General features: G+C 37.3%; 14 protein-coding genes. 6 read left to right on the plus strand and 8 right to left on the minus strand.

The annotated features are described in order from the left end of the window. Window positions 1-105 precede the first annotated feature (105 nt). The 8 genes from C7972_RS13555 to C7972_RS13590 all read right to left on the minus strand — a co-directional run bounded on the left by C7972_RS13555 (window position 106) and on the right by C7972_RS13590 (window position 6,671). Complete coding sequence (locus C7972_RS13555; protein ID WP_110356907.1) at window positions 106-585, minus strand: DUF4625 domain-containing protein; 480 nt, start codon at window positions 583-585, stop codon at window positions 106-108. Between the two features lie 63 nt (window positions 586-648). Continuing rightward, a complete protein-coding gene (locus tag C7972_RS13560) occupies window positions 649-1,440 on the minus strand; it encodes a DUF4625 domain-containing protein (protein WP_110356722.1) in 792 nt (263 codons plus the stop codon). 45 nt (window positions 1,441-1,485) lie between these two features. Then, entirely contained in the window at window positions 1,486-3,855 is a 2,370-nt protein-coding gene (locus C7972_RS13565) for a TonB-dependent receptor (RefSeq protein ID WP_258364864.1), read from the minus strand. Between the two features lie 259 nt (window positions 3,856-4,114). Beyond that, on the minus strand, window positions 4,115-4,423 hold the full coding sequence (locus C7972_RS13570; protein WP_146216324.1) for a hypothetical protein: 309 nt from the start codon (window positions 4,421-4,423) through the stop codon (window positions 4,115-4,117). Window positions 4,424-4,480: 57 nt separating this feature from the next. Continuing rightward, on the minus strand, window positions 4,481-4,867 hold the full coding sequence (locus C7972_RS24440) for a MerC domain-containing protein (RefSeq protein WP_110356724.1): 387 nt from the start codon (window positions 4,865-4,867) through the stop codon (window positions 4,481-4,483). Beyond that, window positions 4,867-5,514, minus strand: a complete 648-nt coding sequence (locus tag C7972_RS13580; protein ID WP_258364865.1) for a bifunctional 2-polyprenyl-6-hydroxyphenol methylase/3-demethylubiquinol 3-O-methyltransferase UbiG — start codon at window positions 5,512-5,514, stop codon at window positions 4,867-4,869. The genes C7972_RS24440 and C7972_RS13580 overlap by 1 nt, the downstream gene beginning before the upstream one ends. Continuing rightward, window positions 5,490-5,750: a hypothetical protein gene (locus C7972_RS13585; RefSeq protein ID WP_110356725.1), complete on the minus strand. Its 261-nt coding sequence runs from the start codon at window positions 5,748-5,750 to the stop codon at window positions 5,490-5,492. Before C7972_RS13585 ends, C7972_RS13580 begins: the two co-directional genes overlap by 25 nt. 12 nt (window positions 5,751-5,762) lie before the next feature. Further along, complete coding sequence (locus C7972_RS13590; protein WP_110356910.1) at window positions 5,763-6,671, minus strand: NAD(P)/FAD-dependent oxidoreductase; 909 nt, start codon at window positions 6,669-6,671, stop codon at window positions 5,763-5,765. A gap of 210 nt (window positions 6,672-6,881) precedes the next feature. Between C7972_RS13590 and C7972_RS13595 the strand changes: the two genes are divergently transcribed. From C7972_RS13595 to C7972_RS13620, 6 genes are all read left to right on the plus strand, one after another. Next, complete coding sequence (locus tag C7972_RS13595; RefSeq protein ID WP_220020908.1) at window positions 6,882-7,265, plus strand: Fur family transcriptional regulator; 384 nt, start codon at window positions 6,882-6,884, stop codon at window positions 7,263-7,265. 266 nt (window positions 7,266-7,531) lie between these two features. Then, window positions 7,532-8,044, plus strand: coding sequence for a hypothetical protein (locus C7972_RS13600; protein WP_146216325.1), 513 nt, complete (start codon window positions 7,532-7,534; stop codon window positions 8,042-8,044). 544 nt (window positions 8,045-8,588) lie between these two features. Beyond that, window positions 8,589-9,818, plus strand: coding sequence for an SDR family NAD(P)-dependent oxidoreductase (locus C7972_RS13605; RefSeq protein ID WP_110356727.1), 1,230 nt, complete (start codon window positions 8,589-8,591; stop codon window positions 9,816-9,818). Beyond that, the gene (locus tag C7972_RS13610; RefSeq protein WP_110356728.1) at window positions 9,805-10,845 is read left to right on the plus strand and encodes an aldehyde reductase; all 1,041 of its coding nucleotides are present in this window, start codon (window positions 9,805-9,807) and stop codon (window positions 10,843-10,845) included. Before C7972_RS13605 ends, C7972_RS13610 begins: the two co-directional genes overlap by 14 nt. A gap of 2 nt (window positions 10,846-10,847) precedes the next feature. Further along, window positions 10,848-11,624 (plus strand): AraC family transcriptional regulator, encoded by a 777-nt coding sequence (locus C7972_RS13615; protein WP_110356729.1) that lies wholly within the window; start codon window positions 10,848-10,850, stop codon window positions 11,622-11,624. A 52-nt stretch (window positions 11,625-11,676) separates the two neighbouring features. Then, a complete protein-coding gene (locus tag C7972_RS13620; protein WP_258364866.1) occupies window positions 11,677-12,276 on the plus strand; it encodes a Crp/Fnr family transcriptional regulator in 600 nt (199 codons plus the stop codon). Window positions 12,277-12,290 lie beyond the last annotated feature (14 nt).

The following is a 12,290-nucleotide window of genomic DNA, read 5'->3' on the forward strand; positions in this document are numbered from 1 at the left end:
TTCAATCGCATAGATATTGTAACTCGACATAATAAAGCAAAGACTATTTACTTTGAGTTTTGCTTAAGAACAGTTGGGTTTTAAAGATATACAATCGTTTTTCATTCATTCTATTATTTTTATATCTACCGATGTTCTGCTTTGCCACCCTGTTTCATCGATTACCGAAAAGGAACAATGGTAATCCCCGGTATCAATATTGTGGGGTATCGTTAGGCTGATACCAATTTCATAGTTGGTCAACCCGCCTTCTATAGAATAATTTTCTATAAAAATCCATGGATTTGTGGGTGTTTTTTTAGGGTCCAGACTGCACTCTCCATCTTGATCATCATGGGTGTGATGGTCAAAATTGTGATGGATATCCAGACTATAAGAGGCCAATTCCGCATTATCAGAGACCATCGCCTTAAAGGAATAGGTCTCCCCTCTTACAACTTGTGAACAGGCTTGGGGAAACCCTTCATCATAATTGATGTCAATGGTTGGTTTTTGTTCATCCTTATCTGCATTCTCATCGGTGGTACAGGAGCTGACTACTAGGATAAGTATCGCGATGTAAAAATATTTTGTTGAAAATTCCATAATGTAAATTTTAAACCGCATGACATCAATGTGTCCATGTCATGCGGTATTGTTATAATATTATTATGCGGTAACGTCTATATGATCTTCGTACTCAAAGATATTCCCGTCTTCATCCTCAATGGTAAAAGTAACATGGTATTCGCCAGCTGGAGCTGTTGCGGGAACGTCGAAATGTTTATGGAATTCCGCTTCGGTCTCTTCGTGGAAACCATCCTCAAAAACTTCTTCATAGTCCCACTCTACTTCCCCGTCACCTATTGCAAGTCCATGGGCATGGATATCTACGCTTATATTATGTATACCATTAACCGCAGCAATCATATATTCAACATGAAAATCACTTCCTCTTGCCACTGTTTCATCCATATCAAAATCACTAATAGCGATAGGATCCAAGATGTCCAGATGTCCCTCAACCTCTGTGCTATTTCCAAGTTCATCGGTTACCGTTAATAAAATATGGTATTCACCTGCCGGAATGTTGGATGGAATATCGATATGTTCATGAAAGGTTGGGTTGATGACAAGATAAGAGGCATCTGTCCAAGTCAGTTCATAATCCCATTCCACTTCACCTTCGCCGACCACAAGATCATGGGCATGTATGTCTATAGAAATACTACTAACGATTCCTTCTGCGTTTATTGCCGCTTCCAGATGAAGGTCGGACCCCTTGTAGGCAAATGGTTCTGTGGAATGATCGCTTCCTTCTCCAAATTCGAAATCGGTAATTACTGGGGCCGCTGCATTGGTAGCACCGTCGTCATCACTACTACAAGACTGTAAAAAGAGTCCTAAAAAGGTGACAATGGCCAAAAATTTAAAATTTGATTTCAATGTGTTTGTTTTCATGTGTTTGATTTTAATTGTTATTAATTTATTTATGTTTACTATTTATTAAAAAGGTATTGTTACTGAGATGGATAGGTTTCTGCCAGGTTCTGGGACATCTATCAACCGGTAAAAACTGGTATGGTCATAAAAGTGTGTGTTCAACACATTGTTTAGTTTTACCCGCACGTCAAAAGGCTTGGCGCTTTTAAAAAGGTTCATTTGAGCTGTAAAGGACATGTTGAGCACCTGATATCCCTCCGTTACTTCTTCGGGAGGTACTATTTCATTTTGTGCTGCCGTAATCCTATAGTCTGCTCTTACTTGAGGTTTTCCAAGAAAGAGAAAGTCCTTGAATTGATAACTGGCCGAGAACAGTCCAGCCAATGGGGGTGAAAACGGAAGTGTAAAGCCCTGCTTGGGTCCACTTGTTTGCCTGGAATAAACGTACTCCGCAGAAGCATCCAATTGTAGATTTTTTAATAAAGTGGTACTTGCCCTGATCTCTCCTCCGGCTCTAAACACCTTGCTCTGAGTGTACTCATAAATCTGTAGGGTTTCATAATAATTGGAAGTTGGATTTAGGTAGATGAAATTCTCAAAAAAATTTACAAAGGGACTGGCTCCAAAACTAAATGAAGTAGTGGTATGGTCTATATCAAGATCCAATTGATAAGAGGATTCAGGGTCAAGATCAAGATTTCCCCTTTCGTACCGATACATATGATAATTTACGCCGTCCGAGGCCAGTTCGTTGGCCAAAGGCATTCTAAAGCTTTTTCCTAAATTGACTTTATAGGTAGTATTTTTATGTATGTAACTTATCCCAAGGGAAGCACTGATATTGCCGAAATCCAAGGTTTTGTTTTTGGCTCTCTGAAGATAGATGTAGGATGTTGATCCATCACTGTTGTTCACTGTTGAGGAATACCAGTCATAATGGGATTTACTTTCCAGCGCCCCATAGTCATAACGCAAGCCTCCTAATAAATGGAGATCTTGATGAACCTCGAATTGGTCATAGGCAAAAGCTCCAATGGTAAAACGGTTATATGCAGGAATCAAAAAGCCCCATCCCCCTATGTTATTGTCTTGATATTCCAAATTTACACCTGCTGCAACATCATGTCTTTGATAGGGGCTAAAGGAATCCTTAATATTTAGGGTGTAGGTATTTTTATCAAATATCCGTTCCTTGCTATCTGGTGGCGTTGGCATATATCCGTGTGGAACAGGTTCTGATAGTTCCTCCCTGTGGTTGTTTTGATATCCCAGGTCCAGTTGAAGGGTATGGTTTCCAATACCTACGGTGGTATTGTTGGTAATTTTAAAATGGTTTACCTTATGATAGGGTAAATCGATATCCCTGTTGGAACTATCGTAATCAATGCTGGAACTTCTGACCTCCAAGCCATGGGCATTGGCAAAAAAACCATTTTTGGCATTTACATTGCTAAAATTGGTTTCAGACTTTATGTTGCCTGAAATAAAACCGATTCCCAAGCTGGCATCAGCTTCCTTCCCGGCTGTATTCCTCAAGTTATTGTCATGCAGTTCAAAAATGTAATTCTCATAATTGATTCTATCCGCTGGCACTTTGTAATCGCCATAATCCCTATACGTTAATCGCCCGCGATAAAACCACTTGTTTTTACGCCCTTGTATGCCTGTTGAAACCCCCAAAAGATCATTATTGGTTTCTCCTAACATGTTTACCTCTCCCTTAAACGAATTTTTACCTGGCAATTTCGAAGCCTGAATATCTACCACCCCCGAAATGGCATCGGAACCATATTGCAATGAGGCGGGACCCTTTATAATCTTTACGGATTCGACCCCGTATTGGTCAATTTCCAAGCCATGGTCATTGCCCCACTGTTGGGCCTCGTGTTTTATACTGTTCTGTACTACGACTACCCTATTGAACCCCAAGCCCCTGATTACCGGTTTAGATTGCCCAGAACCAATATTGATGGTGCTTACGCCGGGTATATTTTTTAAAGTCTGCATCAAACTGTTTTCCCTGTTGTTTTCCAGGAAATCTTTAGAGACGGTGTGCGATACAGTAGCCAGTTCTTGGGCCTCCCTTTTATGGGTTTTACCATTGACTTCCACATCTTGAAGCTCGGTGACAGACTCCCTTAAGTAGACCTTTAAGGTGTCCATTTTTGGTCCTACCCTAATAGATACTGTTTCGGACGAGTAACCAATATGGGATATAGTTATGGAGTAGGTACCCTCAACTACATTTTTTATGGTAAATGTCCCGGTTGAAGAGGAAGTTGAAAAAAGGCCATTACCAAAAATATTGGCGCCTTCTATAGGCTGTAAAGTGTTGGCATTTACAACGGATCCTTTTATTTGGAAAGAATCCTGTGCAAACGTTATGGAGATTAGGCTAAAATATAGCCATACCCCCAGCATTTTATGGATCATGATTTAATTACTATAAGTTTGAACAATTGCCCCAGGGAGAGGGGCATTACAAAACCTATACCACTAATCCTATATGGAAATTGATAACTCTGTCTTGGTTTTTAGCAGCTAGCCAAAAGACCTTGAAGCCTACGATTGCTAATTGCAAAAAACGATTATGTGCAATAACCTATATACCATTCTCCGTCACGAAAAAGGTATAGCAATAATGCATTGGAATTATCCAGGATATCCAGAAAGAAATAAGTGCAAGGGAAACTTAAAGTAAAGAGGGGGGAGGTCGTGAAAAGAGCTGGTCGGTAGCAATAGTACTTGAAACAACAAAATCGTAATGTTCAGAATTCTCTAATTGAGGAATGGATTCTGTGTTTTTAATCCCATATTCCGGTATATCCGCTGAAATTGCCGGAGTTAAATTATTAGAAACGGCATGGTCACAAATGTAACAATGCAATGCATGCTCCTTATCGTCCGTATGGGAAAGCACATGCAGCCCCGCCATTTTCATCGAAAGGAAAAGAGCAAGGAACAGAATGCTGATACTATTTTTTAGACGACTATTTTTCATCAATAGCAAACATACTAAATTAAAAAAATTACGGTGTTAAAATAATCTTAACAAAATTTAATGTATATGATTTACCCTGTATCTGAGTATTTTCCAGTTATGATAGTGGGCCAGGGAGACTAACAAGGTACCTATTATTGTATTAGCTATTTCCCATGTTTCTGTAAGTTGGAGCCTTCCCAAACCAATAAATAGAAACCCCAGAATAGCAAACCGCAAGGGTCTCCGTATACCGTGAACTTTGTAATAACTGGGCCATAAAGAAGCTAGGACCAAGACAAAGCCTAGGCCAATAAATGCCTTTTCTATAATTGGGTTGGCCAAAAAATGGATACTTCCAAAAGTGGTAGATGTAAGTATTATAGGGATAGTGGCGCAATGTATTCCACAAATAAGGGAGCTTGTAAGGGCTATAAGGTCTAATGTACTGTTCCTAATTTTCATTATTTAAGTTGTGGGTTTAGACTTTTTGTTTTCTGGCAGACGATGAAGAAGAATGGTTGGTCTTCATTGATCTCTATTATTTCACAAAGACCTACCACACCAAATTCGTCCTCTACAGATTTCTCGTCGTAATAAAATACTTGGGCGCCTTCGTGAAACTCATAGCGATCTGTGCCAATATGTTTTCCCTTTCCAAAATTTGGAGCTTTTTTTGTTATGGCCGTAAAAATCATATAACCATTTTCCGATAGTTGGTTATAGCAATCCAAGATTAGTTTCTTTCTCTCTTTTTTGGTAAATAAGTGAACCAGTGCATAACAAAAAATTCCTTCATAAATTTTGGAATCAAATGGCATATCGGTCACGGAACCGTGGTATATGGTCATATTGGTTCCATAATGCTTTCTAGCCAATTCTATAGCGGTTTTGGAAATCTCTATACCCGTCACCTCAAATCCATTGTCTTTGAATAGTCGTGCGTTCCGTCCATAGCCAATACCTGGAACAAGAATGTTTTTTATACTTTTGTCAAGGAAAAAGTCTTTTGCCAATAGGGCTGATTGGGCAGGTTTTAATCCCCACATTTCCTGTTTTTCCTTAAAGTTTGATTCCCAAAATTCTGTCATATCACTGTCTGTTTCCTGCATAGTCTATCTTCTAGAATTTCACATTCAAAGCCAAGGGTATTGACTTCTTTTGTAAAAGTTTCTGCCAAAACCGTATTGCCTTCAACCCTTAGTATGCTATGATCGCAAGGGTAATTGATGATTGTTCGTTCTTTATCAAAACTAATTTTCAAGCCTAAGAATTTATTTTCAAGCACACTTATAATTTCATCAGCTTGATGTTTGTTAGGGATATTTGTAGTGAAAACTTCAACCATAATTAAATTTGTTTAAAATTGTTCGTCCGATAATTCTTTATTGACCATGGCGCCCGCAATATTTCCTGTTGCTACAGCGAAGGCTACCGAACGCATGGGACTGGAATTATCTCCACAGGCGAAAACACCATCAGCAGTGGTTTGCTGAAGAAAATCTACTTTGATATGACCCTGTTCCGTTAATTTGCACCCTAGGTCAAAAGAGATGGAAGTATGCTGTTCAAATGGAATTGCTGCATAGGCTGCAAGGAAACTTTCTTTACTACCATCTTTGAAAACTATTTTTTGGATATGACCCTTTTCATGTTCTATTTCCATTATTTCCTTTTCTATTATTTTAATATTGTTCTCTTTGAGCTTTTTTAATTGCGATTCTTCAAAATCTATTTTACCATTGGTCAAGATGGTCAAATTATCGGTAAGGTTATGAATTAAAGGTGCCATATGAAAAGCTCTTTCACCATTGGTGATAAGGGCTGTTTTTACCGCTTTATGCTCATAACCGTGGCAATAGGGGCAGTGTATTACAGAAATTCCCCAGCATGCTGAGAATCCTTTGATGTTTGGCATTATGTCCTTAATTCCGGTGGCAAAAATTATTTTTTTTGCTGTAAATGCCTTGCCGGTTTCTGTTTTAATTTCAAAACCTACAGGTATCTTTCGTCCATGTACGGCCAGGTCATTTAAGAAAGAAACGGTGTTGTATTGTTCAACCTGGTGTTTGGCTATATTGGAAATTTCTTTTGGTGTCTTGTCATCTTGTGTCAAGAAATTATGGGAATGTGGTGTTTGGCTATTACAGGGTTTTCCACTATCGATTATTAGCACATTTCGTAAAGAGCGGCCTAATGCCATGGCTGCTGAAAGCCCTGCATAACTCCCGCCAATAATAATCACTTCAAAAGTTCTATTTTCTTTCATAACGTTAATGTTGGCTTTTGTAAAACTGGTAAATGAACTAAGTAAAGTAATGGACAGAGCGGCTAGACTTCCTTGCTTGATTACTTCTCTTCTAATCATCCAAATTGTTTTAAATGCGAATGTATCGCATTAAATTAATTGCAAATATATCTTTATTTCGTAATATTGCAATACTATCGCAATAAATAATTGCGAATTAATCGCATTAATTTGAAAAAAAGAAGGAACACACCCACTAAAGAAGCTGTTTTAGAGGTCTTGGCCACGACAGGGAGAGCAATGAGTCAAGATGCCATTGAGAAAAAGATAGACATTGATATTGACAGGGCTACCATCTATCGTGTTCTGAACCGCTTTTGTGAAGATGGGGTTTTACATAAGGTTGTTGCCGAAAATGGTAAACAGTATTTTGCCTTATGTATGAAATGTGATGAAAATAAAAGGCCAATGCATCATTTTCATTTTAGGTGTATAAAATGTGAAACGATAGAGTGCCTTCCAGTAGAAGTAAATTTTTCAATTCCAGATGATTACTTGGTTGAAAATGTAAATTGTGTTTTAACTGGAACCTGTAAGGAATGTTCATATAATTAGAAGCAATGCTGGTTGCATGCCCAAGTTTGTTAATCAAAAACTCAGGCTAGGATTACAATATTTAACTTCGTCTTTTAGGCTTAATTTCGGTGTTGTGATCATTCAGGTAATATTAAAGTTATCAGGTTTAAAGTTCTTGCCACGATGCTAATTGCGGCGGTTACTATTTGCTTTGTACAATTCATCACTTTTAAACCAGCCCTATTTTGATCCTAAAGAAATCTTATGGTTGAAATTGATATTTTTCATACTTTAGAATTATGAAAATGAGTGTTATTTTAGTTTTGTTCTACACATTTAGTGTTTGCGTTTATTCACAGGACAAAGAATTTAAAGGTTGGCTACCAGCAGAAATTAATTACTATAATAACCTCAAAGGGTTGGCTGAATATGTAAATGGGAAGTCTGATGTTAATATTGGCCAGGACTCCATTATTCACAAATTCCTAAAAATCGAGGAAGCATCTAGAGATTCAGTTAACAAGAATACGGTTTACAGTATTGAGTATAGGAATGGTGTTTTTACATCTTTTGTTAATAAAATCAATAGTCATGGGCTGGATAACCTGGATGCCAAGCCACTCCGATTCTATAAGGAAAACGATTCATTATACCGTCCATTTGTTTCGGCCTTAAAAGAAGTAGCTCCCAATGTAATGGTATACTATAGGAAGGAATGTCCCGAAAAACCTTTGGGAACACTATTGTTCGACAACGAAACCCATAAATTAATATCATGGGTTTTACTGCAAGGTGCTGGTGCATCGTATTTCTTTTGAGTTATTTGATAAGAGTTGTAAGAAATTTGGTAAAATTTTTTGGCACCGCCAACTGAAAGCTATATTCCAATCTTTTTAATCTTATTGAGATAATCCTTTGTAATTGACAATGGTTTTATTTTTTGCCTAATGACTTTAGGGGTTTAAGGGGTGGACAATAAAACAGGCATACAGGCACGTGTCTGTGCCGGATTGTCTTGAACAACAATCCATAAGCGGGATCACCGAAGGCCTTGAGGTAATCTTATATACCTGGCCAGTGCCAATGTATAGGGCCACAAGTAGCTTAAACATTGGAGAATAAATTGTATACCTAATAGAATCAGTAACAAAATTACTTGGTCACACCAAAATTACTACCACTCAAATAAATGCCTTACTAGCTTAAAAAATAGTAACTGAGAGTGTGAAAATAATTCCAAACCAACGACTAACGTAAAGAAAAAAGTAAATTTTTAAAATCTTCCTATATATTAAAATTGGACTTTTCAGCAAAGTAGGTTGAGATATTTTTAAAGAATTTTGGTCCATAAATATTGAAATAATGGAAAATAATTCAAAAAAAATCAAAAATAAAAAGAATCCAAAAAAATCAATTTTAATACGATCGATTCATGTTATGGGCATTCTGGTGTTATCCTTCACCCTGCTTATCGTTGGTTCTGCGGTCTATATCGCCATCAATGACAAAGCAGCATCAGCACCAACATATACTGGACCAATTATCAATGATGAACGTCAAAAACCCCTTGTTAATAATTTTCATCATCATACAGAAGCTATGGATGTTGTAGAAGGGCTTGATTTAAAAGGAAAAATAATTGTAATGACCGGGGGGCATAGCGGAACAGGGATAGAAGCTACGAAAGCATTTGTCAGTAGAGGAGCTACGGTTGTTGCCCTAGCTAGAGATGTAGGGTGGGCAAAAAATAATTTAGCGGAACTCCCTAATATCGAAATTGAATATGTAGATCTGTTGAAACCAAAATCAATTGAAACATTTACTCGAAAATTCTTGAGGTCCGGTCGGCCTATTCATGCACTTATAAATAGTGCAGGAATATACAATATTCCATTAACTAGAGACCAAAGAGGGTACGAGTTGCAATTTGCAACCAATGTTTTAGGACATTACGAGCTCATTGTTAAACTACTTCCGGCTTTGAAGAAAGCAAATGGCGCACGCATTGTCAACTTATCATCTAGGGGCCATAGGTTAAGTAATGTTCTGTTGAACGATGTTAATTTTGAACAAACCGAATACTCTGGAATGAAGGCGTACGCCCAAAGTAAAACAGGCCTTATTCTATTGTCTGTGAAGTTGGATGACCTATTAAAAGATTCAAACATTAGAACTTTTGCGGTACACCCTGGTCCAATTCCGTCCTCAGATCTTTTCGCTACTTCACAAGTGGGAATAGCTTCGAACACTAAGGTCTGGCTAATGAGAGCTACTGCTGAATTTTCTAGGGCAATTAATTACACTGGCTTGCTGAACTTTTTTAGAAACCCCAATAATATTGGCGATGTCTATAAAACCGTAAAAGAAGGGGGAGCCACAACGACCTGGGCCGCCGTTAGCCCCGAGCTATCGGAAAAAGGGGGGGTGTATTTGGAAGATTGTAATATTTCAAATGTTGTACCTAACCATAGTGACGCCCCATTTGGTGTTAGGCAATATGCTTTGGATATGGAGTCTGCCGACAAGGTCTTTGAAATTTGTGAAAAAATGACGGGTATTACTTTTAAAAAGAAGGTAGATGGAGAAGAGTAATTTAAACACAAAAGTATTGGTAACAGGTGGAACAGGTTTTCTAGGAGCCTATACCATTCTTCAACTGATGCAAAAAGGATATTTCGTTAAAACAACAATTCGTTCTCTGAAAAGAAAAGTAGAGGTGTTGGACAAGCTTAAAAACGGAGGTCTGGAATCATTTGAGAACCTCGAATTTATAGAAGCCGATTTGACCAAAAACGATCATTGGGACGATGCTGTGAAGGATTGTAAATATGTTTTACATATTGCTTCGCCATTTCCTTCAGCAGAACCTAAAGATGAAATGGAATTAATTATTCCGGCAAAAGAAGGTACATTGCGCGTGTTGAAAGCGGCACAAAATGCTTTTGTAAAACGTGTTGTAATGACCTCTTCCTTTGCCGCAATAGGTTATGGTATTAATCCAAGAAACCATGTTTTTACGGAAGAAGATTGGACAGACCCCAATGCAAAAATTGGAGCATATATTAAATCAAAGACCATTGCGGAACGTGCTGCTTGGGAATTTGTTAATAGTTCGGATAACAAAATGGAGTTGGTTGTCATTAACCCTGTGGGGATTTTTGGGCCTATTTTGGGTAAGGATTTTTCAAGTTCTGTACAATTGATAGAACAACTTATGAGCGGTAAAATGTCCGCAACTCCAAAAGTGAATTTTGGAATAGTGGATGTCCGGGATGTGGCGGACGTTCATATTAAAGCAATGACAATTGAAGGGGCAAAGGGCCATCGTTTTTTGGTTACATCTGATGATGTTACTTCCTTGCCGGAGATTGCTGGAATTCTTCGCCAACAGCAAAACCATTTTGCAAACAAAGTTACCAAAAGAGTGCTGCCAAATTGGATTGTGAAAATTCTGGCTTTTTTTAAACCGGAGTTAAAAGCTGTTTCTGACCAAGTAGGGATCATTAAAATGTTATCGAACAAAAAAACTAAGCATACCTTGGGTTGGCAACCAAGAAACAAAGAAACTATTATCGCAGATACTGCCAAAAGCTTGATTAAATTTGAAATTATAAAATAGAAATGGATATACAATCTTGCTATATCGGGCCAGAAATCTCACCTGAGCAATTTATTCCGGAGCATTTCTTTCTTTTTTTAATAAAAGGCACTTTGAATGGATATGATGGCAGTAAAAATGTCACACTGAAACCCGGGGAATATTGTATTGTACGTAAAAACCATTTGGTGCGATACAATAAGCAAAAAGCGGAGGACAAGTTTGAAAAGGTAGTCATACTATTCGATGAAATGTTTCTTAAGCAATTTCAAATAAAACATAAACCACATATAGAAAATCACTCGATTTCCGGGGCCATTCTGCATATGAATAAAAATGAGCTGATAGCTGGCTATATCAACTCATTAATTCCATATTATACTGGGGCCGGAAGAATTGAAAATGCTTTTCAGGATATTAAGCGGGAAGAACTCTTACTTATCTTATTAAAGATACAACCCGAGTTATCAGGTATATTTTTTGATTATGGTAAACCTGAGAAAATAAACTTGGAGGAGTTTATGAACCAAAATTATAAATTCAATGTGGGTATAGAGCGTTTCGCATTTTTAACCGGACGCAGTTTATCTGCATTCAAGCGGGATTTTAAACAAGTTTTTAATGAAACCCCCAATCGCTGGTTAATTCAAAAAAGATTGCAAGAAGCTCATTTCCTTATTGATAAAAGGAAAAAAAAACCATCCGATATTTATGTGGATTTAGGCTTTGAAAACTTATCCCATTTTTCATTTGCTTTTAAAAAACAATTTGGAATTAGCCCAAAGAATTTATTGTGTTAATTATTTCAATTTAATTTTATTTGGCTAACTTTATTGGACGCTATCTAAGCAAATGATTTCAATGGATTCAAGAGTAATATTGGCCCAATACCTCAAAAATTATGTTGATTTGAATGAAGATGAAAGCCATCAATTCGTCAGCTGTTTTGAGGAGATAAAGGTTAAAAAAAGACAATTCATTGTGCAACCTAATTTTATTGCACATCATGTACATTTTATCGTTAAAGGAGCTTTCAGATCTTATGTTGTAACAGAAGATGGTAACGACCATACAACTTCTTTTGCCATTGAAAATTGGTGGATTACGGACTACAATAGCTTTATATACCAACAGCCGGCAACATCATTTGTTATTGCTCTTGAGGATAGTGTTGTACTAAGGGTACATTTTGAAAAACAAAAAGAGCTAAAACAAGCTAATCATAAGTTTGAAACTTTTTTCAGAATTATTGCAGAAAGAGGCTTGGCTTTTTTTCAGCGAAGAATAACAAATAATTTGACTTTATCGGCCGAAAGGCGTTATGATCAATTTTTGAATAAATATTCACATATTGCGCAACGCTTACCTCAATACGCATTAGCATCTTTTTTGGGAATGACACCTGAATTCCTATCCAAGATAAGAAATAACAAGGTTCAAAAAAAATCTTAATCTACTTCAACCAT

Source organism: Arenibacter sp. ARW7G5Y1 (assembly GCF_003201775.1).
Taxonomy (GTDB): domain Bacteria; phylum Bacteroidota; class Bacteroidia; order Flavobacteriales; family Flavobacteriaceae; genus Arenibacter.